Below are 23,367 nucleotides of genomic sequence, written 5' to 3' on the forward strand. Positions count from 1 at the left end.
GCATTGATTGAACAGAAAATGAAGCTTGTCCCTACCCGGAACATGGCGGCGTATCTTCGCAAGATTGCCATTGACGGGTATATCATTCAGACAGACCATAGGGTTTCGTAATCATACAAAAGAGGTTCATGGCCGTTTCTGCTTCATTGATCCGCCGACTGAAATTCTCCCTCCAAGTGCGGAGTGCATCAGGGCTGTCCAGCAGATTTCCCACCGAAAGGCTGCCATCCTCGGCATATATCCCAGCCAGGCCGCTGTCTGTAAAGGGGTGCTTGACCACCAGCGGTGACATTTTTGTAGGTTGGATATCAAGATGCAGGAGTGTGTGCGACAGTGTTTTTAGGGCAGTCATATTGCTTTCAGCAGGCCAGTTCTTTTTCTGTTGTTTCATTCCAGCCCACCCATCTGAAGGCCCTGTTCCGCTTGATATGCTTCGGCTGGGTCTTCTGCCATCAGATCCTCCAGCGCCATTGTTCCGGGATAGGACACATAACCATAGCCACTGAAGCGGCCATTTTCCTGTTGGATGCGGTGCTGCCCATAGCCCTCGTAATCGTAGAAGGCCTCCAGAATATCATCATATTCAAACCGGCCGGACTCTCGGATCATGTATCTTCCATATTCTTCTGGAGTGTGGATGCCGGGAATAAAGTCGAACTGCTCCAGATTTTCAGCCAGACGACGGATCGCACCGGCATTCTCAGGTTCTGCAAATACGATCACAGCTTCCAGCTTATCCCTGTCTTTCTGCTCCAGTTTTGCAATGGCACCGCACATGGCATTGAGTGAATGCAGGCTGTCTCGCTTTTCATTCAGTATCCTGCCGGCCTCCTTCTGAAGCAGGAATACATCTATCGTGTAGTCCGCATGGTCAGGATCCTGCCAGCCTGCCCGCAGCAGGGTGCGGCGAATCTGCTGCTCTGACGCGGGGAGCCAAAGCAGTTCCGGGGCTTGGTTTTCTGCTGGTACAATTTTCAATCCCATGCTGCTGTTGTCATAAAGATATTCCGGAAACTGCCGCCCATTGTAGAGCGGCTCCAACTTCATGCTGTTGTCATAGGCCACACCATAGGGAGTGACTGTCCCGGCTCCGCTGTCAATGAGCAAATAGGCAGTTTCGGTCCCATCCAGCGCCTCCAGATCTTCTGTTCTGGCACAGCCGCCATTCAAATTCATGTAATGTTCCCGCCCGATTTTTTCAAGGTCGGAAAAATCGGTGATCACAGTGGCCTTCTGGCAGCAGAAGGTCAGATTGATGAGGTCCTTTATTTTCGAGAGCCCCAGCTTGTGGGCCATCCCCTGGAACTGGGCGGCCTCTCCGTCATCAAAGCTGTCCAGCCGCTTGGCCAGATAGTCCAGTTCATCAAGGGTGACCTGTGTGCCGATCAGAGCGTTCAGGACGGTATAGAAGCTGTCCAACTCATCCACCTGACAATCCTGCCGGAGCGTATCGCCGATCTCCAGGGGTTCCAGCAGCTCTATCGTGCAGTCATAGTTCTGATTGGGGATGGGGAAGGGTATCGTGACCTGGCCATATTCCGGATGCTGGGCGTTGCTTAGCACCGCTTGGATCACATAGCTCATTTTCTCACCTCCGCAGCCATGATCGATTTTCCATACCGCGCGATTAGCATAGCGTTGAGAATATCACCGAAGGCTTCGCTGCTGACCTGTTCCTCGTCCGCCAATTCTGAGGAAGTAATGAGCAGCGTCCCGCAGTAGAGGCCCTTGGCCGCCCTGTACACAGGATAGTCCCGCGGGTCGATCCCCCGCAGGGAAATGGAGGAGAAATCGATCCTGCCGTGAGATATATGGGGAAGCACTCTCCGCCAGAGCCCGGCGCGGGAAGAGAGCAGATAGGCAGCCGCCAGCTCGTGGGGGCAGCTGGTGGCTATGCCAGCCTCCAGCCACTCAGACAGCCTGCGCCGATGGGCCGGTTCCAACACGAGAGGAAGCGACTTTCCTTTGGGAAGAGAGCTGAGCCGGTTCCATAGCTTTTGGTGGCCTGCCATGTGGAGGCATCCCTCCGCAAGTTCCTGGTAGCTAACAGTCCCTGCTTCCAACCGCTCCGGAATGTATGGGCAAACAGACGCCTGACAGGTATGCCGCATATAGCTCTGGCAGTAGGCGCAGTCCACATCCTCTTTTTTGTAATGGAATCTGCACAGAACCATCATCCCGCCACCCCGTTTCTGAAAGCCGGGAACACTCATCATCATCCGCTCCAAACTGGCCAACGGAGTGTCTTTTGAAAAATATTTTGTCATTGCTGTTCCTTTCTGCATAAAGAACGGGGCCTGCTTTTCTGCCCATCGGCAGATGCAGGCCCCATTCTTCCGGTGCGTTTACAGATTCATTTGTGGCTCCTGTCCCTGGCTTTGTTCCAAACGCTCTACCAGATCCGGGACAGTGTATTCGATCTTTGTTCTTGAAGTCTGCAGGGCCTTGAGCTGGCCATCCTCCGGCTCAGGTCCTTCATCCAGCAGATAGTCTGTGGCCCGATAGAGCTGCGTTAACTCCTCCGGCAAAAAAAGCTGGGCCTTGGAGATCAGCCCGGAGCGGACGGCGAAGTCCTGTTTGGCTCCTTGGAAATCCTCCTCATAATAGTGTCCGTGACTCACCCCGGTCCTGTCATGATCCCAGATCCAGGTGACAAACTGATAACCCCAGCCATTTCCCAATTCACGCCCAGCCAGCACCGCACCGCCAAAATCCGCCAGCAGATGGAATTTCTCACTCAGACCGCTGGCATGAAGGAGGGGAGCGGTCTGAATCGCCTCAACATAGGCATACACTTCTTCTGCAGTCTGGGCAACTTTGTGGTATAGTTCACTGGCCTCCGGAGGATTGCTTCCGGCAGGGAGGAGGAACACATCGCTCTCTGATGAAACAAAGAGGACCGGCTGGTCGTTCAGCAACACTGTCAGCTGGTTCCTCTCCGGATGTCCTGTGGTGATCCCGGCTGCCTGCAGGCGGTGTGCCAACTCTGTAAAATATTTATTTTCCAAACTCATTCCTCCCCTGAAAATGAAAAAGCCGGGACCTCTTTTGAGGCCCCGGCAAAAAGAAAGAGCAGCGTATATTTTCCAACAGAAAATATCGCCGCTCTTTTTCTGTCCTCTATATCATTTAATACCTGCGGGTTTTACTCCCGTCTGAGTGAATCGTGCGAGGTCAAATATCGATAAAATAAGGCCCGTAGATCTACTGATCTACGGGCCTCGGAAGCCTTGAAAACACTGGGTTTTTATCCCCAATATCTTTTTTGGCCTCCCTTTTTGGTGGAGCTGAGGGGAGTCGAACCCCTGTCCGAAAGCACTTTGACAGGACTTTCTCCGGGCGCAGTCAGGTTTCAGCATTCCCTCCCTGCAAAGACACCGGACAGACTTTGCAGTTCAGTAGAGTCATGATGCATGGGCGGGGCAACTCTTACCCGCCTCACGGACGCCACCTTAACGACGCCTTCCCCAGCCGGTGGCCTCTCTGGTTCAGACGGTCACTGCTTAAGCAGCGACGGCAACAGTGTTAGTGTTGTCAGTTAATTTTAAATTGCCCGTTTTATGGCGGTCAGGCGCCGCCGCCCGCTTATCCAGCCTCCACACCCCCGTCGAAACCGGTACAGCCCCGTATGGGACGGCGGGGAGGGGATGCTCCCCGCCGGTGCAAACGCTGTGAAAAAATTGATAAATGCTGTGAAATGCGAAAATTATCTGCGGAAGGGGTCCGCCAGCTTCTCCGGCTCCGGATACGTCTCGCCGTGGGTGTCCACGGTGACTTTGGCGATGATCTGGTCCTTTTTGGGCTTGTTGGTCATCATGTTGCGGGGCTGATTGGCGATGCGGTCCACCACGTCCATGCCGTCCATGACGCAGCCGAAGGCGGCGTACTGCCCATCCAGATGGGGGGCGTCCTTGTGCATGATGAAGAACTGGCTGCCGGCAGAGTCCATGGCCTGTGCGCGGGCCATGCTGAGGACGCCGCGGGTGTGGCGAAGGTCGTTGCTGACGCCGTTGGCGGCGAACTCACCCTTGATGCAGTAGCCGGGGCCGCCCATGCCGGTGCCGTCGGGGCAGCCGCCCTGGATCATGAAGCCGGGGATGACGCGGTGGAAGATCAGGCCGTTGTAGAAGCCGGCGTTGGCCAGGGAGATGAAGTTATACACGCTCTGGGGTGCGATGTCGGGATACAGCTCGCAGGTGATGATGCCGCCGTCCTGCATCTCGATGGTGACGATAGGATTGGCCATAACAGTGTCCTCGTTTCTGCAAAATATAAGGTGGTATCAGCCGCGGTTCTTTTCCCGCATGGCACGGTCCATCTCCCGTTTGGCATCCCGCTTAGCCACGGCATCCCGCTTATCGTAGGTTTTCTTACCCTTACACAGGCCCAGCTCCACCTTCACGCGGGAGTTTTTGAAGTAGACGGACAGGGGGATCAGGGCGTAACCATCCTGCTTTTGCATGGCGTGGAGCTTGCGGATCTCCCGCTTGTGCAGCAACAGGCGCTTGGGACGGTCGGGGTCGCGGTTGAAGATGTTGCCCTGCTCATAGGGAGAGATGTGGAGGCTGTAGGCATAGATCTCGCCGTCCTTGGCGACGCAGAAGGAATCCTTCAGGTTCAGCGTGCCGGCGCGGATGGATTTGACCTCCGTGCCGAACAGCTCGATGCCGGCCTCGTAGCGGTCCTCCACAAAATAGTCGTGGAACGCTTTGCGGTTCTGGGCGGCGATCTTGACGCCGGACTTTTCCATGGGAGGACCTCCTTTCCCTGTGGGCTGATTCGTATAGTATAGCACATCCTGCGGCGGGACGCAAGAGGATCATGGGACTGGCTTTTTGCCGCGGGGTGTGGTATACTGCGGAAAAACGGCGAGAGGAGTGTACGGCATGGATCTGACGGAGAGGACCATTGACAGTCGGGAGGTGTTCCGCGGCCGCATCATTCGGGTGCGGCAGGACACGGTGCGCCTGCCCAACGGGAAGGAGAGCAGCCGCGAGGTGGTAGAGCACCCGGGCGGCGTGGGTATCCTGGCCATCGATGGGGAGGACCGCGTGGTGCTGGTGCGGCAGTACCGGTACGCCTTTGAGCGGGTGCTGACGGAGATCCCGGCGGGCAAGCGGGAGACCGGCGAGGAGCCGTTCCTCACGGCGCGGCGGGAGCTGAAGGAGGAGATCGGCGCCGAGGCCGGACGGTGGACGGAGCTGGGGGCGCTCATCGCGTCGCCGGGGTGCTACGGAGAGACGCTGTATCTCTATATGGCGGAGGATCTGACGTTCGGGGAGACCCATCCGGATGAGGATGAGTTCCTGGAGGTGCTGCGGGTGCCGTTCGACGAAGCGGTGCGGCAGTGTATGGACGGGACGCTGACGGACGCCAAGACCGTGGCGGCGGTACTGAAGGGCAGATTGCTGCGGGAGAGGGCTTGCGCTCCGGCGGCGGATGCGATACACTGAGAGGGACGGTCAGGGCCGTCAGGGAGGTAGAGAAGATGTCGATGAATACGAAGAAAAATGTGTCCATTGGGCTGCTGGCGCTGGCCATGCTGCTGTGGGCGCTGCGAAAGCTGAATGTGCTGTATGTGCCGGGACTGAGTATGATCCTGCTGGCGGTCAGCATGCTGCTGGTGGGCTCCATCATGTTCCAGCTCAAGGAGAAAAAGAAGGTGGGCGGCACGCTCATCTTCGCGTTCGGGCTGTTCTGTATCGTGGCAGCTGTGGTGGAGATCAGGAATTTCGTGGCATAAGCAGAAAGAAAAAAGAGACGGACGCTTTGAAGCGTCCGTCTCTTTTTTTTGCCTCCGGCGGCCCCATTTCTTCCCGCAGCGGAGAGGACGATTCCGCGTTTCCGAGCGCGGGTCACTTTTGGCCGCAGCCCCAAAAGTGACCAAAAACGCTGCTTGAAACCGCAGGTTTCAAGACTTCCTGCGCGGCTGGGTGCATCAGGAAACGTGACCGTGTACCACGCGAAAATCCGAATAGCGCTGATAGCCGCACAACGAATCGCTTGCGGTCCTCTTATCGCTGCCGCTCCCGCATACGGCGCGGTGGGTGTGCTGGTCTACCGTTTGGGCGATTATCAAATCGCGCACTTGCCGCCGCCGGCGGCAAGTGTATGTGCGGCCCGCTGGGCCGCGGAAAATTTAAGATCATGGTACATCGCAGTGTAGAGAAGCGACCGCAGCATTGTTCCGCGGCGGTAGGATGCGGCGCTATCCTGCGGCACGTGGGAGCGGCAGCGGGGATAGAAGTACAGGCGATTCGTTGTGGGACCTTTTTGCGCCGTGATTGCAAGCGGACGAAAGGAATTCCAAAGACCATGGGCCTTTGGCGGCGTTTTTGCATCCTTTTGCCGCCGTGGGCAAAAGGATGTCGCGCCGGAGCGCGAAATATCCCCGCCGTAGGCATGAAAGAAAAACGATGCGGGCCGTCGAGGACGCCGGCCCCTACGGGGTGCGAGAACGGGGCCACGGCAGGGCAAACAGAGGGACAGACCCCAGCCCCTACGAGGTGTGTCCGTCGGGGTGCGCCGGAGAATAAGGACAGGAAAAGAAAAAATAATTTCCTGATGTGGACGGAAAAGGGCAACCGGAGGGGGTCGCGGCGGGGGAGAGGTGAAGGGGAGGTGTACATATGTGCAGAGACAAAGAGCAGGAGCGCGGCGTATGGACGGAATGTGATCTGTGCGGCGGGGAGATCCGGCGGGGTGATCGCTACTACCGCGTGGCCGGTGAGAACGTGTGCCGGAAGTGCCTGGCGGATTTCGCCGCCCAGATCCTGGCGGTGTACGAGGTGAGAGGAGGAGAGGAGAGATAGGCAGGAAGAAGGGTATCCCGTGGGAGGAGATGCGGGAGAGATACGAGGCGGGCGGCATCAGCTTCCGTGCGCTGGGGAAGCTGTACGGCGTGACAGAGCGGGCCGTCAGCCGGCACGCGCAGGACGAGGACTGGTACGGCCAGCGGCGCTGGAGCCGAACGAAGCGGATGGAGACACAGACATGTCTGGCCAATGTGGCGCGGCAGCTGAACCGCGCTGCCGCGTCCGCCGCAGAGCGGATGGATATGGGCGAGGCGGACGTCAGGGAGATCAAGGAGCTGGCGGGACTTTTGCAGGCGCTGGTGGGGCTGGGGAAGTCGCTGGAGCCCCCGAAGCCGCCGGAGAAAAAGAGCGGAGGCACGGTGCGGGTGGTGCTGTCCGGCGAGGCGGAGGAGCTGAGCCAATGAGGGCGGAGGTCATGACGCTGGGGACGCCCAACCCGCGGCAGCGGGAATTCCTGGCCTGCGAGAAGAAATATGTGGCCTTCGGCGGGGCCAGAGGCGGCGGCAAGAGCTGGGCGGTGCGGTGCAAGGCCAAGCTGCTGGCGCTGCGGTACGCGGGGATACGTATCCTGCTGGTGCGGCGGAGTCTGGCGGAGCTGGAGGCCAACCATCTGGCGTTTCTGCGGCAGGAGCTGGCAGATGTGGCGGAGTATCGGGCAGGGGAACGGCAGTTCCGGTTCTGCAACGGAAGCGTATTGCAGTTCGGCTACTGCGGGTGCGACCGCGATCTGGACCGGTACCAGGGCGCGGAGTACGACGTCATCTTTCTGGACGAGGCCACGCAGCTGAAGGAGCAGTGGATGCGGCAGATCGCCGCCTGCGTCCGAGGGGTCAACGACTTCCCCAAGCGCATCTACTATACGTGCAATCCGGGCGGGCCGGGGCACGGGTACATCAAGCGGCTGTTCATCGACAGGCGGTTCGAGGACGGAGAGCAGCCGGAGGACTACGCCTTTATTCCGGCGCGGGTCACGGACAACACGGCGCTGCTGGCGCGGCAGCCGGACTATCTCAAGACGCTGGAGGCCCTGCCCTACAAGCTGAGGCGGGCGTGGCTGGAGGGACGGTGGGACGTGTTCGCGGGGCAGGTGTTTCAGGAGTTCACCGATGACCCCGATCACTACGATGACAGGCGGTGGACCCACGTGATACGGCCCTTCGACGTGCCGCGGGAATGGAACATCTACCGCAGCTATGACTTCGGCTACGCAAGGCCGTTTTCCTGCGGCTGGTGGGCGGTGGACCACGATGGGTGCGTGTACCGTATCGCGGAGCTGTACGGCTGCACCGGCACGCCGGACGAGGGCGTGCTGTGGACGCCGGAGCGGCAGTTCGCAGAGATCCGGAGAGTGGAGGAGGAGCACCCGCTGCTGCGGGGGCGGAGCATACAGGGCGTGGCGGACCCCGCCATCTGGGACGCCAGCCGCGGCGAGAGCATCTATGAGACGGCGCTGAAGCACCGTATCTTCTTCGTGAAGGGGGACAACCGGCGCATCGCGGGGTGGATGCAGATGCACTACCGTATGAGCTTCGACGGCGAGGGATACCCCATGCTGTACGTATTCCAGCACTGCCGGGCATTTATCCGCACCATCCCGCAGCTTTTATACAGCGAGACGGTGCCGGAGGATGTGGACACCACACAGGAGGACCATGTGGCCGACGAGAGCCGGTACTTCTGCATGACGCGGCCCATCGCACCGGTGCGGGCGGAGGCACGGGAGATCGCGGAGGATCCGCTGGACCTGCGGTCGGGGCGGTTCGGCAGCTGGGGCGGCGTGAGAAGAATTTGAGGAGCGCTGCACCGGAGCGTGCAACGTTGGACCTGTGGCGGGCAGAGGCAGTAACAAGGAAAGGAAGGTGCGACATGGAACAGGAGGTCATGCGGCCAAGGATCGGCACGCAGGAGGTGGTCCGCGCGGCGGAGATCCTGCGGCAATACCGGCGCGGCAAGGAGAATCTGGACAAGCGCATCATCGACAACGAGCAGTTCTGGAAGATGCGGCACTGGGAGCAGATGGAGAAGGAGGGGCGGGGCGGCAATCCCCACGATCCCCGCCCCGCCAGCGGGTGGCTGGTGAACTGCATCCTGTCCAAGCACGCGGACGCCATGGACAGCTATCCCGAGCCTACGGTGCTGCCCCGCGAGCCGGACGATCGGGAGGAGGCGGAGAAGCTGACCCGCATCCTGCCGGTGATCTTGCAGAACAACCGGTTCAAGAAGGAGTATGCCAGGGCGTGGTGGAACAAGCTGAAGTCCGGCTGCGCCGTGTACGGCGTGTTCTGGGACGGGGGCAAGCTCCACGGGCTGGGGGACATCGACATCCGCAGCATGGACGTGCTGAATCTGTTCTGGGAGCCGGGAGTGCAGGATATCCAGGCATCGGAGAATTTCTTCTCCGTGGAGCTGACACCCAACCACCGGCTGCTGCAGGACTATCCCCAGCTGGAAGGGAAGCTGGGGCGCGGCGGCGCGTCCCAGGTGAGCCGCTATCTCTATGATGATCGGGTGGATACCTCCGACCAGTCGCTGGTGGTGGACTGGTACTACCACACGGTGACAGAGGGGCGGCAGGTGCTGCACTACTGCAAGTTCGTGGGAGAGACGGTGCTGTACGCCTCGGAAAACGACCCGCAGTACGAAAAGCGGGGATGGTACGACCACGGGCAGTATCCCTTCGTGTTCGACGTGCTGTTCCCCGAGGAGGGGACGCCCTGCGGCTACGGCTACGTGGACCTGTGCAAGCCGGCGCAGAAGCAGATCGACCTGATGAACCAAGCCATCCTGAAGAACACGCTGGCCGCCGCCACGCCGCGGTTCTTCATCCGCTCCGACGGGGCGGTGAACGAGGAGGAGTACGCCGACTGGACGCAGCCCTTCGTCCACACCAACGGCAATCTGGGGGCCGATTCCATCGCGCCTATCCGTGTACCCACGCTGGACAGCGTGTATGTGGCCGTCTTGCAGAACAAGGTGGCAGAGATGAAGGAGACGGCGGGCAACCGCGACGTGATGAGCGGCGGCACTGCAGGCGGCGTCACGGCGGCCACGGCTATCGCGGCCCTGCAGGAGGCGGGTGGCAAGCTGTCCCGCAATATGATCGACGACGGGTACCAGGCATTCGCGCAGGTGATGACGCTGTGCATCGAGCTGGTGCGGCAGTTTTACAGCGCACCCCGGCAGTTCCGGCTGCTGGGCCGCGGGGCGGAGCGGGAGTTCCGCATGTTCGACAACGGCGGTATGCAGCCCAAGGCTCTGGCGCTGGGCGGCTATCGGGTACCGGAGTTCGATCTGGAGATCGCGGCGCAGGACGAGACACCCTACAAGACCATGGAGTACAACCAGCTGGCGCTGCAGCTGTTCCAGATGGGGTTTTTCCGCGCAGATATGGCCGAGCAGGCCCTGCGGTGTCTGGAGCTGATGGAGTTCAAGAACAAGGACCAGCTGGCATCGGTCATCCGGCAGGGACAGCAGCGGACCCGGCAGGTGGCGTGGCTCCAGCGGCAGCTGCTGACGGCGGTGCAGCTGCTGGACGCCAAACAGGGGACAAGTCTTGCGCAGGCGCTGGAGCAGGAGATGAACGGCGGCGAGGCGCCCGACGTGGGCGCGGTGAAGGCGGGCAGCGCGCCGGACGCCATGGAGCGGCAGAGAAAGCAGTCCCGTGAGGCCGTGAGGCCGCGATGATACAGGCGGTATTCGACGGGGCACATGTGACGGTATGCGGTCACGCGGGGCATGCTCCGGCGGGGCAGGACATCGTTTGCGCCGCCGTGTCGGCGCTGGTGTACGCGCTGGCGGGCAGCCTGGAGGAGACGGGACAGGCGGCGCGGATCTGCATCCGCAGAGGTTTTGCGGAGGTGGAGGGCGCAGGGGACTGCGGCGCTGCCTTCGCTCTGGTGCGGTGCGGGCTTGCGCAGCTGGCACGGCAGTATCCCGCGTGTGTGCAGGTAACAGGGTCGTGACCTACCACGGGAAGGAGAGGCTATGAAGCAGCTTTGGATGGACTGGCAGACGTTTGCGGAGGATGCAGAGGCCGGTCAGGAGACGGGCGGAGAGACAGGCGGTCAGGCGGCTCCCGACGCCGGGGAGCAGGAGGCGTTCAGCGCCCTGATCCGCGGGCAGTACAAGGAGCAGTTTGACGCCCGTGTGCAGAAAATTCTGGACGGGCGGCTGCGGGGACTGCGGCAGGAGAACGCACGGCTGCGCCAGGAGGTGCAGGCGCGGCGGGAATCCCAGGCCGGCGCGGTGCTGCGCCTGCAGGCGGAGGAGGGACGCATCCGGCAGGTGTATCCTGATTTCGACTGGCGGCGGGAGATGGCATCACCCCGGTTCGGGCGATTGGTGACGGCAGGTGTGGACGGCAGGACCGCCTATGAGATCGTACACCGGCAGGAGCTTCTGAAGGCGGCCATGGGCTATGCCGCGGCGCAGGCACGCAGTCAGATGGCGCGTTCCATCGCCTCCGGCGGCGGGCGGGCTGCGGAGAACCGCGGCGGCAGCCGCTCCGTGACCCGCAGCGATCCCAGAGGACTGACCAGCCGCGAGCTGGCGGACATCCGGAAACGGGTACAGGACGGAGAGAAGATACGATTCTGAACAAAATGAGGAGGACGAGCATGGAGAAGATGAATTTGCAGCTGTTTGCAGGGGAGATGAACACACAGACCACCGGTGCTCTCAGCGCCGAGATGAAGACCTACTACGGCATGGAACTGCTGGAGAACGCCAAGCCCCAGCTGGTACACAACCAGTTCGCGGCCACCAAGGGCCTGCCGGTGGGCGGCGGCAAGACCGTGGAGTGGCGTAAGTTCGGTGCTTTCGACAAGGCGCTGACGCCGCTGACCGAGGGCGTGACCCCCGATGGCAGCGGTATTTCGGTGAGCTACATCACCAAGGATCTGGCACAGTACGGCGACTACACCACCGTGTCCGATATGCTGGACCTGACGGCCATCGACGACGTGGTGCTGGAGATCACCGACCGCCATGGCAGCAACATGGGCCTGACGCTGGACACCGTGACCCGCAACGAGATCCAGCAGGGCAACCAGGTCATCTACGCGCCCCAGAAGAAGGCAGACGGCACCTCCGCCGAGGTGCTGAACCGCTACGCGCTGGACGGGACGTGCAAGATGACCAGCGAGCTGGTGGCCAAGGCGGCCACCCAGCTGAAGAAGATGAATGCCCCCACGTTCGACGGCAAGTACGTGTGCATCATCCATCCCAGCGTGGCCTTCGACCTGCGGCAGGACGAGGCATGGATCGCCGCACATCAGTACGCCGCCGCCACGGAGCTGTTTTCCGGCGAGATCGGCGAGCTCCACGGCGTGCGCTTCGTGGAGACCACCGAGGCCAAGATCTACCGTGGCGAGGACCTGGCGCAGGACGCACGCACCCTGACGGTAAGCGGCGCGGCGGCCAACAGTACCGAGGTGAGCTTTACCGGCGGCACGGTGGCCGCCGACGCACTGGCGGGCCGCTATGTGCTCATTGGCGGCCAGCGCGTGAAGGTGAAGTCCAACACTGCGGCCAAGCTGGTGCTGGAGCAGGCCGTCACCGCATCGGACAAGGCCGCCATCTGCCCGGGCGAGGGCGGCAAGGACGGCTGTGCCGTGTATGGCTGCCTGTTCCTGGGCAAGGGCGCCTACGGCGTGGTGGATCTCAGCGAGGGCACGGAGGTCATCGTGAAGCCCCGCGGCTCCTCCGGCACCGCAGACCCCCTGGACCAGCGCTCCAGCGTGGGCTGGAAGGGTGTCCACGCCGCCGCTATCCTGTACGATGAGTACATGGTACGCGTGGAGTGCGGCTCCAGCTATTCCGGCGAGGACAAGGCCAACTGACAGGGCACGGGAGGGGCGGCAGGCCCCTCCCGCAGCTCAGGGAAACGATGAAAGGAGAACGGCGTGATGAAGGAAAATATGGTGTCCATCTTCCTGCCCCGCGGCAGAAAGAATGAGGAGAACTTTGTGATCGTGTCCGTCAACGGACGGAGCTGGAAGATCATGAAGGGCGTGCAGGTACAGGTGCCCGACTACGTGGCGGAGGTACTGGAGAACAGCCGCATGATGGCGGAGACCGCCCGCCGCTATGTGGACGAGCGGGCCAACTGACATGGACAGAATGACGGCGGGGCAGATGCTGGGCAGGGTGGACGCCCTGCTGCCCAACCAGTACGGCAGAGAGGAAAAGATGCAGTGGCTGGCGCAGGCCGAGGGCTTCGTGCTGCGGGAAGCGGAGCAGGTCACGGGGACGCTGCCGGAGGTGACGGAGGAGTACGTGCTGACGGCAGAGGCGCCCTACGACGAGCTGTACCGCCACTATGTGGAGGCGCAGATCCACTATGCCAACGGCGAGATGGCGCGGTACAACAACGCGGCGGCCCAATGGAACAACGCCTTTCTGACCTACAAGGATTATCGGTGCCGCAGGGAGCGGCCTCAGCGGAGCGCGGCGGCACTGCGCCTGTTTTAAGGAGGTGGGGGGATGTATTTTCCCAAGCTGACGGCGCCGGCGCAGCGGCGCGTGACGGTGGACCGGTTCCTGGGGCTGGACCGGCGGGCGGGCAGCGCCATGGGCTGCTTTCAGAATATGGAGAATCTGTGGAGCGGCGGGTACCCGGCGCTGGAGACCCGTCCGGCCAGAGGCGAGACCGCAGTGCTGAGTAAGCCCAACGGGTTGACGTGCCGCGATGCGCTGGTGTGGGTGGACGGCACGGCGCTGTACGTAGGCGGAGAAAAGACGGGACTGGCGCTGTCCGATGGCGAAAAGCAGCTGGTGAACATGGGGGCGTACCTGTTGATCTGGCCGGACAGAAAGTACATCAACACGCAGGATCTGTCGGACTTCGGCAGCATGGAGAACCGGAACGTCACCGCGGGAGAGGTGACGACGGCGCTGTGCAGAAGCGGCGGCGAGGAGCTGGGGGACTATGCCGCAGGGGCGGCGGCCCCTGATGCGCCGGAGGCGGGCACTCTGTGGCTGGATACCTCCGATGCCGAGCCGGTGATGAAGCGGTACGACGGCAGCGCGTGGCTGGACGTGGAAAACGTGTGTACAAAAATATCCGCCGCCGGTATCGGACGGGGCTTTGCCGCCGGAGACGGCGTAACGGTGGAGGGCTGCGAGGCCCAGACCCTCAACGGCCTGCACGTGCTGGATGCGGCGGGCGATGACTGGATCGCGGTGCCGGCGGCGACAGCCAAGGTGAGGAGCCAGACGGCGGAGGTGACGGCGGCGCGGCGCGTGCCGGACATGGACTTCGTGGTGGAGCAGGGTAACCGGCTGTGGGGCTGCAAGTACGGCATCGTGGACGGGCGGCCGGTGAACGAGATCTACGCCAGCAAGCTGGGGGATTTCCGGAACTGGAACAGCTTCGCAGGGCTCAGTACCGACAGCTATGCGGCGTCCCGCGGCTCTGACGGGGCGTTTACCGGCGCGGCGGCATGTCTGGGCGGCGTCATCTTCTTCAAGGAGGACTGTATGGAGCGGGTATACCCCAGCGCCACCGGCGCGCATCAGATCGTGACGCTGCGCTGCCCGGGCGTGAAGAAGGGGTGCCACGGTGCGGCCGCCGTGGTGGACGGGACGCTGTTCTACCTGGGGCTGGGCGGTGTGTACGCCTTCGATGGCAGTATGCCCGGCTGCGTGTCCATGCCGCTGGGCAGTGTACGGTATCAGGACGGCGCGGCGGCGGGCTGGAACGGGCAGTACTGGCTGGCGGCGCGGGATGGAGACGGGAAGCGGCACCTGCTGGTATACGATACGGCGCGGGGACTGTGGCACCGGCAGGACGACGCCGACATCATGGCGTTCACCGTGTGCGACGGGGCGCTGTACGGTCTGGCGAGGGACGGCAGGCTGCTGGACATGACCGGCGGCAGCGGACAGCAGGAGACGGCGCTGCGGTGGATGGCGGAGACGGGGGAGCTGGGACTCTCTCAGCCGGAGAACAAGTATCTGGCGCGGCTGGAGCTGCGGGTGCAGCCGGAGGATCGGGCGCGGCTGGAGGCCAGCGCCAGCTATGACGGCGGACGCAGCTGGGAGACGCTGGGACAGGTCATCGGCGGTGACGGACAGACCCGCGGGTATCTGCTGCACCTGCGGCCCAGACGATGCAGGCAGGTGCGGCTGCGGCTGCAGGGCACCGGCCGGTGCCGCGTGTTCAGCATGTCGGCGGTGTATGAGAAAGGAAGTGACGGCCCGTGAGCACCATCCCTATGCCCGCGTGTCCCGCAGGCAGCGTACAGCAGCAGGTGATGCAGCAGTACTCGTATCTGTTCCAGATGGCCCAGCAGCTGAATCTGGCGCTGGAGCGGCTGGAGCAGGGCACCGGCGCGTCCTCCGGCGGAAAGGGGACGGAGCAGCAGTACCGGAAGCTGCGGAGCCTCATCGCCGGTGGGGAGGAGCGGCTGAAGCGGGCCGTGGAGGAGTTGGCGGCGCAAGTGGAGACGGAATACGTGGCGGCGGACAGCTTTGAGGGGCAGGCGGCGGCGCTCAGCGGCCGTCTGGAGGCGGAGCCGGAGAAGCTGGGAGCGTATTACGGCTTTGCCGCGGCGCTGAGGAACGGCCTGGCAGCGCTGGCGGACGCCTTCGACCGGTACAGGGAGAACGCGGCGGCCTGCGTTCGGACGGGCGTCGTAGGGTACGACGGGACCGCGCCGGTGTACGGCACGGCGGTGGGCTTCGGGCTGGCCTGCCGTGATGCAGACGGGGAGACGGAGGTGGAGCCTAACGGCTTCCGTGCCGTCTTTACCGGCGAGGAGCTGTCGCTGCGGCAGGACGCTCAGGAGGTAGCTCGTGTGGCGGACGGCAGACTGCACGTCAACGGTATGGCGGCGCTGGGCGGCGCGGATGTGGGCGGCTGGCGCATGGAGGACAACGGGGACGGATTGGCAATCCGCTGGATCGGAGGGTGAGAGATGAACGCGGCACAGAGAAGCAGCCGCACCGTGAGTATGGCGGGGTTCGAACTGACGGCGAGGGACGCTGTCATCGGGCAGAGCGGCACGCTGACGGTGGTGAAGCCGGGGAACGGGTACACATTCCGATTCTCCTACGCCTTCGGCGGGGCGTCCGGCACGCTGGAAAGCGGCGATGTCCGGCAGGTCAGCTATGCGGCGGGCAGGGCGGTGTACCGCTGGCGCGTGCCGGAGGAACTGGTGCAGCAGATCCCGGACGCCCTGCGGGGTACAGGGACCATGTCCATGGCGGTATACAGCGGCGCAGAGCAGGTGGGCAGTGTGCAGACGGCGTTTACCGCCTATGTGCCGCCGTCTATGGCGCCCACGGCGTCGGTGCAGGTGTCGGCGGTCAGCGATAACACGGTGGTCAGCGGCTGGGGCGTGTGCGTGCAGGGACTCAGCCGCGTGCAGTACACGGTGACGGCGGCAGGGGCCGGCGGCGCATCGGTGCAGGCGTGCCGCTTTACCTGCGGAGGTCAGACCGTGGCGGGACTGTCGGGAAAGACAGCACCCATCGCTGCGGCAGGGACGCTGATCCCCTCCGCAGTAGTGACGGACAGCCGAGGCCGCTCGGTGACGGCGGAAAGCGAGGCGGTGACGGTGTATGCCTACCACCGGCCTACACTGGCGGCGGAGGTCATCCGGTGCAAGGCGGGCGGTACGGCAGCGGAGGACGGCGCGTACCTGAAGGTGACGGGCACCGCGTCCTGCGCCTCCGTAGGAGGACGGAACACCGTGCAGGTGCGGGTGCGCTGGCGTCCTGCGGGCGGCAGCTGGAGCGGCTATACCACACTGGTCAGCGGCGCGGAGACAGTGGTAGGCGGCGGCCTGGCGGCGGACGCGGCCTATGAGGCGGAGGTATCCGCCGTGGATACGGCGGGCGGCGTCCGGACGGTGCGGCAGATGCTGCCGCCGGTATCGCCGGTGACGCTGCACCTGCACAGCGGCGGCAGGGGCGCGGCCTTCGGCAAGAGAAGCACCGGTGAAGCGCTGGAGTGCGCGTGGCCGGCGGTGTTTTACGGCGATGTGGAGGTGTCCGGCGGGCTGACCCTGGGCGGACAGGCGCTGGCGGACGCGCTGTGGCCCGTGGGCTGCGTGCGGCTGACGGCAGAGGATACGGAGCCCCAGCCGTCGCCGGAGGGGGCGGAATGGGAGCGCGTGGACTGCGGCATGGCGGGTATCTATGCCTGGCGCAGGATCACTTGAGGAGAAAGGACGGAACGATGGCATCGACATATACCATGGTGGGCTATGGCTCGCAGGGCGAGTCTGTGCGCCGCCTGCAAAGCGAGCTGAACAAGCAGGGCTATCAGCTGGACGAGGACGGTGTGTTCGGCGAAAAGACCCGCGCGGCGGTGCGGGACTATCAGAAAAAGAACTCCCTGAAGCGGGACGGCATCGCCGGTGACGAGACGTGGGGCAGCCTGATGAGCGCGTCGGCATCGGCGGCGGAGGAGCCGCAGGCATCCGTGCCCAAGGCCGCGCCTACGGCCAGAACGGCCAAGGCACTGGCAGAGCTGGAGGCCGGCTACAAGCCGTCGGACAGCGTAAAGGAGGCGCTGGCCCATCGCGACAGCGTGGCATCCCAGCGGCCCGGGGACTATGAGTCCCTGTACGAGCAGCAGCTGGCGCAGCTGTACGAGGAGCTGACGGGGCGTGCGCCATTTTCCTACGATCCCGAGGCGGACGGCGGCTTTCAGCAGTATACGCAGCTGTATACTCAGCGGGGCCGTGCCGCCATGGAGGACACCATGGGTCAGGCGGCGGCGCTTACCGGCGGGTACGGCTCCAGCTATGCCCAAGGCGCGGGGCAGCAGGCGTACAGCCGATACATGCAGGAGCTGATGGCCCTGCTGCCGGAGTTCGAGGATCGGGCACGGAGCGCCTATCAGCAGGAGGGGAACGACCTTCGCGCCCGCTACGACCTGCTGGATCAGCGGGAGCAGAACGCCTATGGCCGCTGGCAGGACGATGTGTCACTGTGGGAGAAGCAGCTGGCTCTGGCGCAGGAGGAGTATGACAACGCCAGCGCGGAGGATCGGAAGCTCTATGAGACCATGCTGGGCCACTACCGCAGCAAGGCCCAGCAGGAGCAGAAGCTGTCGGCCTCCGGCGCGGAGGTCAGCGATGGGCTGCCATACGGCGGCGCGTCCGGTCCTTCCGGCGCTTCCGGTTCTTCCGGCAGCGGCTCCAGCAGCAGCGGCGAGTCACTGAGCTCCGTGGCTGCCGCCAGTCTGCACCGCACAGTGGCCAGCTATCTGAGGCAGGGGAAGCTGGCGGAGGCCAAGGCCCTGCTGGCATCCTACAAGGACCGGATGACGCCCATGCAGCAGCGGCAGTTTACCCTGATGCTCCAAGGCTACGATGAGACAGCGTCGCTGTGAGCGATCGAATGGGTCTTGCATTTGCGGGCGGCATATGGTAAGATACCCCCAGCGCAGAGGTGCGGGGCAGCGGGCGCGCTGTCCCGCATTTCTTGCCATCAGGTGACAGGCATGCGTGCCCTTGTCAGCTGATGGTATCCGCACTGCTGAAAGGAGACCATCATGGGAAAGAAAGGGTATATTCTGTCAGGCGCAGCCCTGCTGGCGGCACTGACGCTGCTGGCCGGCTGCGGTAAGAACAACGATGCGGAAGATAAGAACAAGCCGGACACCGACCCGGCGCAGGAGATCGTGCTGGTGCAGCCGGAGGCCGCCGACGTGCCGGTGGACTTCGAGACGGCGCAGAAGGCGTGGCCCGACGCCTACGCCTATATGAAGATCCCCAACGCCACGGGCTGCGCCATCCGCGAGGGCGGCTTCATCGCCCAGCATCCGGTGGATGACGGCTGGTATCTGTACCGCGACCTGGACGGCAACGACAACAAGGCCGGTACGCTGTATACCGAGGCTACCTACAACGATACGAAGCTGGACGATCCCGTCACCGTGGTCTACGGCCACAATATGGCCAACCGCACCATGTTCGGCGGCCTCCAGAGCTACGCCGAGACGCTGAAGTTTGACGACAAGGCGGTGGTGGAGGTCTATCAGAGCGGCCGGAAGATGACGTACCGCATCTTCGCGGGCATCCCTTACGACACCACCCACATCCTGTACTACCACGATTTCACCGATGAGCAGGTATTTACAGACTTCTTCGCGGCGCTGGACAAGGCAGCCACGGACAAGAGCTATTCCGGCAGCGACCATAAGAACGGCTTTGCACCCTCCGCCGGCAGCGTCAACGTCAACCGCGACGATCTGCCCAAGTGGGGCGACAAGGTGCTGGTCCTGTCCGTGTGCAAGAACGGCGATGACGCCCACCGCTATCTGGTGATGGCCAAGCTGGTGGAGGACTCCGCCGAGCCCCTGCGCATGACCCGCGAGGAGGCGGAAAAGGCCGGCCTGACCGACCGCATCATCGGCGTGGCGCCGGCGGAGGACGACGCCGCGGCGGATACGACGGGCAAGACCGACACCGCCAAGACGGATACGGCCAAAACGGATACCACGAAAACCGACACCTCCAAAAAGACGGATACCACGAAAAAGGACAACTGAGAAAAGCCCTCTCCCGCCTGGCGGGAGAGGGCTTTTGCGATCCTTTACAGCATTTCGGGGAGGGTGAACAGGTCCCAGGGCGCCGTGTCCGGCGGCGGGCAGGTGAAGGTCACGGGCTCGCCGGTCTGGGGGTGGACGAAGGTCAGGCGGCAGGACCACAGGGCGATGGGATACGGCGCGTCGGACGCACCGTACTTGCGGTCACCTGCCAGAGGCAGACCGCGGGAGGCGAACTGTACCCGTATCTGGTGGGTACGGGCGGTGTGGAGCCGGACGCGCACCAGCGTCATACCGTCGGAGCTGTCCACAGTGGCGAAGGACAGGCGGGCCTCCCGCGTGCTGGGGGAGGGGGTGTCCGCCACATAGGTCAGACGGCGCTGGGGATCACGGGCCAGCAGGTCCGTCAGGATGCCGGAGGACTGGGACGGCGTGCCGCACAGAACAGCCAGATACTCCTTGGTAAAGCGGCGCTCCCGTATCTGCTGGGACAGCAGGGCCGCCGCCATACGGCTGCGGGCAAAGACCATGACACCGGACACCTGGGCGTCCAGCCGGTGGACGGTGCGGATGCAGTCGGTGTGCAGCTGGGCGCGGAGCAGCTCCGGCATACCGCCGGGCTCATCGGTGGACAGTACGCCCACGGGCTTTACCGCCACCACGATGCGGTCGTCCTGATAGAGAATGTCCATGGCATCACCTCCTTACGGGGTGAGTGTAGCATAAATCGGGGCGGGATGCAAATTTCCCTTGACAAGATGGGTCTAATGGGTTAGACTACCGGCAAGAGGTCTAACTAAGTAGACCTATCGAAAGGAGGAGATGCGGGTGGAGACACCGAAGATCTTTGACAGCGAGCTGCGGTTCTGCGAGATCCTGTGGGAGCATCAGCCGGTGCGCAGCAGCGAGCTGGCGCACCTGTGCGCGGAGAAGCTGGGGTGGAAAAAATCCACCACCTATACCGTCATCAAGCGCCTGACGGAGCGGGGCGTGGTGCAGACGGAGGACGCCGTGGTAACGGCGCTGGTATCCCGCGACCAGGTGCAGCGGGCGGAGAGCCGCGCCTTTGTAGAGCGGAATTTCAGCGGCAGTCTGCCCGGCTTTCTCAACGCGTTCGTGGGCGGGCGCGGATTGTCGGCGGAGGAGGCAGACGAGCTGCGGCGGATGATCGCCGATCTTGAGGAGAAAAATCATGACTGATCTGTTTCTGAGAGTGGTGGAGCTTTCGTGGCAGGCCGGCGTGCTGGCGCTGGCGGTGATGCTGGCGCGGCTGGCGCTGCGCCGCGCGCCCAAGTGGGCGGTGTGCATGCTGTGGGCGCTGGTGGCGGTGCGGCTGATCGTGCCGGTCTCCTTGCAGAGCCGCGTCAGCTTGCAGGCGGAGCAGAGCCCCGTGACGGCGGCGCTGGAGCAGCTGCCCCAGACACAGGAGACGGCGGACGCCATCCTGCCCAGCGGCGGGGAGGTCCTGACACCCGTCCAGCCTGTGGGATCGGTCACGTCCGCGGAGCCGGTGCAGGCGGCCCGCCCCGTTATGACGGTGGAGGTGCTGACGGCGGTATGGCTGGCGGGCGCGGCATTCATGCTGGCGTATATGCTGGTCAGCTATCTGCGGCTTTACCGGCAGGTGCGGACGGCGGTGCGAGTGGAGGATAACGTCTGCCGCTGCGACCGGTGGGGCACTCCTTTCGTGCTGGGCATGCTCCGGCCCCGCATCTATATACCGGCGGGACTGGACGAGACGGACCTGTCTCAGGTGCTGGCCCACGAGCGGAGCCACATCCGGCGGGGCGACCATGTGGTGAAGCCGCTGGCGTTCCTGCTGCTGACGGTACACTGGTTCAATCCGGTGCTGTGGGCGGCGTATGTCCTGCTGGGCCGCGACATGGAGAACGCCTGCGATGAGCGGGTACTGCGGACGCTGGACGGCGCGGGACGGGCGGCCTACTCCCGTGCGCTGGTGGCCTGCGCCGTACGGCAGCGTCCGGCGGCGGTGTGCCCCCTGGCCTTCGGCGAGACGGCGGTGAAGGAGCGTGTGAAGAACGCCATGAGCTATCGGAAACCGGCGCTGTGGGCGGCGGTGCTGCTGCTGATCGCGGCGGCGGTCATCGGTGTGTGCTTCCTGACCAGTCCCCAGCGGCAGCAGCCTGCCGCCGACGGCGACTGGGACGCGGAGACGCTGTACGCTCTGCGGACGCCCTACGTAGGCGACAACAGCGCTGTGGGCGGCATCATCAGCGCCATCGGGCTGGATCAGCTGGGCGCGGGTATCTGGGATGATTTCTCCATCCGGCTCAGCACGGAGCAGGAGCCCTACGGCCTGACGCTGTGCTACGGCACCAGCTACGAGAACGTGGTGGGGGCCGGCGAAGGGATCACGCTGCGAATGGAGGCCGGCGGTTATCTGGCCATGGCCCTTGTGGATAATCTGGACTGGGTGGCGTGGCAGATGGACGGCGTGGAGTCCGGCCGCGTCACCAACGACGGCACCTACGACATCGCCGCGGCGCGGCAGAGCGTGGACGGCCTGCGGCAGCTTATCGCGGCGCTGGAGACCGGGCTGGACAGCGGCTCTGTGGGCGGCGGGCGGCAGATGTACTTCGGTCCCGCGTCCATGACCCGCGACGACGGCGTGAAGGCCGAGCTGGTGAACGTGACGTATCAGAATGACTGGCTCAACGGCGAGATGCGGGTCACGCTGCCCGCTGCGGCATCGGCCCGGTACGCAGGGGAGGGCGGCACCGCATCGCTGCTCAACGACTTTACACTGTATGCCCAGACGGACGACGGCCCCAAAAACGCCGTGGCAGAGGATGTCCGCATCGAGAAGAACGGGGAGGATACCGTCCTGTGCCAGCCCTTCTCTCTGGGTATCCAGATCCCCACGGCTCAGGGCTTCACCGTGCGATTCTGGGCCGGGGAGCTGGGCCCCCTGCTGGCGGAGGTCACCGCGGAGGGCGCCGCGGCATCGGAGATCACGCCGTGGCCCTCAGAGGGCGACAACGACCCCGTCAGCATCGATCCGGCGGATTACGGCATCGTGTATGATACGGAGCACATGCCGGACTGGGAGACGTGTCCCCTCAGCTATCTGTGCGCCTATTATCTGGGAGCGGACGGCGCGTATGCCCAGGGCGCTATGGACACGCTGGCCCAGCGGTACCGGCAGGCGCCCAACACGGTGCAGAACTATCTGAACACGCTGGCGGCCAAGTATGCCGGCGTGGACCGGCAGCTCCTGTCTCAGATCCGGCTGGCCGCCGAGAGCCTCTACGGCGCGGAGAACGGCACTTCCGCCGATCCGCTGGTGGGGCTGCTGTATAACGAGTCCTTCGACTATTCCGACGGCGTGGGCAACAGCGGGCACTACACCTACCGCGTGCCCCAGCTGCTGGCGGACACGGCGGATGCCCGCGCCATCAACGCGGCCATCGCCGACGAGTACGGCCCCATCGTGGAGGAGACGTTGGATGACCGCGCCTCCGGCGTCAGCCTGTCCTGCCTGTACGTGATGTGGGAGAGCTATCGCTGCGGCGACATTTTGTCGCTGGTGGTATCCTGCGGCTGGAGCTTCGACAGCAACCAGTACAGCGTGTACCTCTACGATACGGCCAGAGGCGTCCGGCTCACCACATCGGAGCTGCTGACGGCGCAGGGCGTGGACGAGACGGCGTTTTTGAATGCGGTGCGGCAGGCCGCCGCCGATACGTTCGATGCGCTGTACGGACAGACTGGCGATGCCGCGGCGGAGCGCCGGACGTGGACGCTGTCCGATGCCAATATCAATAGGGACGTACCGGCTTACGCGGACGCCGCAGGACATCTCTACGCGGTGCTGCCCATCGGCTCGCCCGCCGGTGCGGACGCCTATGAGCAGGTGCTGGCGCTGGATGTGGGCGCATGATAGACAGAAAAACGGGGGAGGGCCCGCGGCAACGCCGCGGGTCCCTTTTTGTCCCTTTTAGAGAGATTTTTGGGACAATACCGGATTTTTTTCGGAAGATGTCTTTTCAAAACGGGCATAGGATGGTACAATAGTACGCAGCTGAAAGA

At 63.5% G+C, this 23,367-nt stretch carries 25 protein-coding genes, 1 other RNA gene and 1 pseudogene; 19 read left to right on the plus strand and 8 right to left on the minus strand.

Annotation, left to right across the window (positions count from 1 at the left end; genetic code table 11):
- Nucleotides 1-3: 3 nt before the first annotated feature.
- Nucleotides 4-99, plus strand: a pseudogene (locus ACZM22_RS08645) (plasmid mobilization relaxosome protein MobC); the annotation flags it as partial.
- On the opposite strand, the gene ACZM22_RS08650 reads toward ACZM22_RS08645, so the two are convergent.
- The 7 genes from ACZM22_RS08650 to smpB form a co-directional block, all read right to left on the minus strand.
- Nucleotides 83-391 carry a hypothetical protein gene (locus ACZM22_RS08650; protein WP_489543768.1) on the minus strand — a complete coding sequence of 103 codons (309 nt, stop codon included), beginning with the start codon at nt 389-391 and terminating at the stop codon, nt 83-85. The pseudogene ACZM22_RS08645 and the gene ACZM22_RS08650 overlap by 17 nt on opposite strands.
- Entirely contained in the window at nt 388-1,584 is a 1,197-nt protein-coding gene (locus ACZM22_RS08655; RefSeq protein ID WP_119979843.1) for an antirestriction protein ArdA, read from the minus strand. The genes ACZM22_RS08650 and ACZM22_RS08655 overlap by 4 nt, the downstream gene beginning before the upstream one ends.
- Nucleotides 1,581-2,285: a hypothetical protein gene (locus ACZM22_RS08660; protein WP_133304363.1), complete on the minus strand. Its 705-nt coding sequence runs from the start codon at nt 2,283-2,285 to the stop codon at nt 1,581-1,583. The genes ACZM22_RS08655 and ACZM22_RS08660 overlap by 4 nt, the downstream gene beginning before the upstream one ends.
- 60 nt (nt 2,286-2,345) lie before the next feature.
- Nucleotides 2,346-3,008 carry a hypothetical protein gene (locus ACZM22_RS08665; protein WP_472513349.1) on the minus strand — a complete coding sequence of 221 codons (663 nt, stop codon included), beginning with the start codon at nt 3,006-3,008 and terminating at the stop codon, nt 2,346-2,348.
- A gap of 271 nt (nt 3,009-3,279) precedes the next feature.
- Nucleotides 3,280-3,626: a transfer-messenger RNA gene (gene ssrA / locus ACZM22_RS08670) on the minus strand.
- 80 nt (nt 3,627-3,706) lie between these two features.
- Nucleotides 3,707-4,246, minus strand: a complete 540-nt coding sequence (locus tag ACZM22_RS08675) for a peptidylprolyl isomerase (RefSeq protein ID WP_489543769.1) — start codon at nt 4,244-4,246, stop codon at nt 3,707-3,709.
- A gap of 36 nt (nt 4,247-4,282) precedes the next feature.
- Nucleotides 4,283-4,750 carry an SsrA-binding protein SmpB gene (smpB, locus tag ACZM22_RS08680; protein WP_489543770.1) on the minus strand — a complete coding sequence of 156 codons (468 nt, stop codon included), beginning with the start codon at nt 4,748-4,750 and terminating at the stop codon, nt 4,283-4,285.
- A gap of 136 nt (nt 4,751-4,886) precedes the next feature.
- On the opposite strand from smpB, the gene ACZM22_RS08685 reads away from it, so the two are divergent.
- The 16 genes from ACZM22_RS08685 (at nt 4,887) to ACZM22_RS08760 (ending at nt 19,320) form a co-directional block, all read left to right on the plus strand.
- The gene (locus ACZM22_RS08685; RefSeq protein ID WP_489543771.1) at nt 4,887-5,453 is read left to right on the plus strand and encodes an NUDIX domain-containing protein; all 567 of its coding nucleotides are present in this window, start codon (nt 4,887-4,889) and stop codon (nt 5,451-5,453) included.
- Between the two features lie 35 nt (nt 5,454-5,488).
- Nucleotides 5,489-5,743 carry a hypothetical protein gene (locus ACZM22_RS08690; RefSeq protein ID WP_489543772.1) on the plus strand — a complete coding sequence of 85 codons (255 nt, stop codon included), beginning with the start codon at nt 5,489-5,491 and terminating at the stop codon, nt 5,741-5,743.
- Nucleotides 5,744-6,629: 886 nt separating this feature from the next.
- Nucleotides 6,630-6,812, plus strand: a complete 183-nt coding sequence (locus tag ACZM22_RS08695; RefSeq protein WP_483267585.1) for a hypothetical protein — start codon at nt 6,630-6,632, stop codon at nt 6,810-6,812.
- A gap of 29 nt (nt 6,813-6,841) precedes the next feature.
- Nucleotides 6,842-7,219, plus strand: coding sequence for a hypothetical protein (locus ACZM22_RS08700; protein ID WP_484424212.1), 378 nt, complete (start codon nt 6,842-6,844; stop codon nt 7,217-7,219).
- Entirely contained in the window at nt 7,216-8,607 is a 1,392-nt protein-coding gene (locus ACZM22_RS08705) for a terminase large subunit domain-containing protein (protein WP_489543773.1), read from the plus strand. The genes ACZM22_RS08700 and ACZM22_RS08705 overlap by 4 nt, the downstream gene beginning before the upstream one ends.
- A gap of 74 nt (nt 8,608-8,681) precedes the next feature.
- Nucleotides 8,682-10,499 (plus strand): portal protein, encoded by a 1,818-nt coding sequence (locus tag ACZM22_RS08710; protein WP_489543774.1) that lies wholly within the window; start codon nt 8,682-8,684, stop codon nt 10,497-10,499.
- Complete coding sequence (locus ACZM22_RS08715) at nt 10,496-10,777, plus strand: ribosomal-processing cysteine protease Prp (protein ID WP_489543775.1); 282 nt, start codon at nt 10,496-10,498, stop codon at nt 10,775-10,777. Before ACZM22_RS08710 ends, ACZM22_RS08715 begins: the two co-directional genes overlap by 4 nt.
- A 22-nt stretch (nt 10,778-10,799) precedes the next feature.
- Nucleotides 10,800-11,411, plus strand: a complete 612-nt coding sequence (locus tag ACZM22_RS08720; protein WP_489543776.1) for a hypothetical protein — start codon at nt 10,800-10,802, stop codon at nt 11,409-11,411.
- A gap of 20 nt (nt 11,412-11,431) precedes the next feature.
- On the plus strand, nt 11,432-12,655 hold the full coding sequence (locus tag ACZM22_RS08725; protein ID WP_489543777.1) for a N4-gp56 family major capsid protein: 1,224 nt from the start codon (nt 11,432-11,434) through the stop codon (nt 12,653-12,655).
- Between the two features lie 66 nt (nt 12,656-12,721).
- Nucleotides 12,722-12,925, plus strand: coding sequence for a hypothetical protein (locus tag ACZM22_RS08730; protein WP_483267592.1), 204 nt, complete (start codon nt 12,722-12,724; stop codon nt 12,923-12,925).
- A gap of 1 nt (nt 12,926) precedes the next feature.
- Complete coding sequence (locus ACZM22_RS08735) at nt 12,927-13,286, plus strand: hypothetical protein (RefSeq protein ID WP_489543778.1); 360 nt, start codon at nt 12,927-12,929, stop codon at nt 13,284-13,286.
- A gap of 12 nt (nt 13,287-13,298) precedes the next feature.
- Nucleotides 13,299-15,020: a hypothetical protein gene (locus ACZM22_RS08740; RefSeq protein WP_489543779.1), complete on the plus strand. Its 1,722-nt coding sequence runs from the start codon at nt 13,299-13,301 to the stop codon at nt 15,018-15,020.
- Nucleotides 15,017-15,730: a hypothetical protein gene (locus ACZM22_RS08745; RefSeq protein WP_489543780.1), complete on the plus strand. Its 714-nt coding sequence runs from the start codon at nt 15,017-15,019 to the stop codon at nt 15,728-15,730. Before ACZM22_RS08740 ends, ACZM22_RS08745 begins: the two co-directional genes overlap by 4 nt.
- Nucleotides 15,731-15,733: 3 nt before the next feature.
- Nucleotides 15,734-16,981 carry a DUF859 family phage minor structural protein gene (locus ACZM22_RS08750; RefSeq protein ID WP_489543781.1) on the plus strand — a complete coding sequence of 416 codons (1,248 nt, stop codon included), beginning with the start codon at nt 15,734-15,736 and terminating at the stop codon, nt 16,979-16,981.
- Between the two features lie 17 nt (nt 16,982-16,998).
- Nucleotides 16,999-18,159, plus strand: a complete 1,161-nt coding sequence (locus ACZM22_RS08755; protein ID WP_489543782.1) for a peptidoglycan-binding domain-containing protein — start codon at nt 16,999-17,001, stop codon at nt 18,157-18,159.
- A gap of 162 nt (nt 18,160-18,321) precedes the next feature.
- Nucleotides 18,322-19,320, plus strand: a complete 999-nt coding sequence (locus ACZM22_RS08760; RefSeq protein ID WP_489543783.1) for a hypothetical protein — start codon at nt 18,322-18,324, stop codon at nt 19,318-19,320.
- A 44-nt stretch (nt 19,321-19,364) separates the two neighbouring features.
- On the opposite strand, the gene ACZM22_RS08765 is transcribed toward ACZM22_RS08760, so the two are convergent.
- On the minus strand, nt 19,365-20,009 hold the full coding sequence (locus ACZM22_RS08765; protein ID WP_489543784.1) for an RluA family pseudouridine synthase: 645 nt from the start codon (nt 20,007-20,009) through the stop codon (nt 19,365-19,367).
- 136 nt (nt 20,010-20,145) lie between these two features.
- Between ACZM22_RS08765 and ACZM22_RS08770 the strand changes: the two genes are divergently transcribed.
- Nucleotides 20,146-20,517, plus strand: coding sequence for a BlaI/MecI/CopY family transcriptional regulator (locus ACZM22_RS08770; protein ID WP_489543785.1), 372 nt, complete (start codon nt 20,146-20,148; stop codon nt 20,515-20,517).
- The gene (locus tag ACZM22_RS08775; RefSeq protein ID WP_489543786.1) at nt 20,510-23,218 is read left to right on the plus strand and encodes a M56 family metallopeptidase; all 2,709 of its coding nucleotides are present in this window, start codon (nt 20,510-20,512) and stop codon (nt 23,216-23,218) included. The genes ACZM22_RS08770 and ACZM22_RS08775 overlap by 8 nt, the downstream gene beginning before the upstream one ends.
- The last annotated feature ends 149 nt before the right edge of the window (nt 23,219-23,367 follow it).

This window comes from Vescimonas sp., assembly GCF_057856985.1.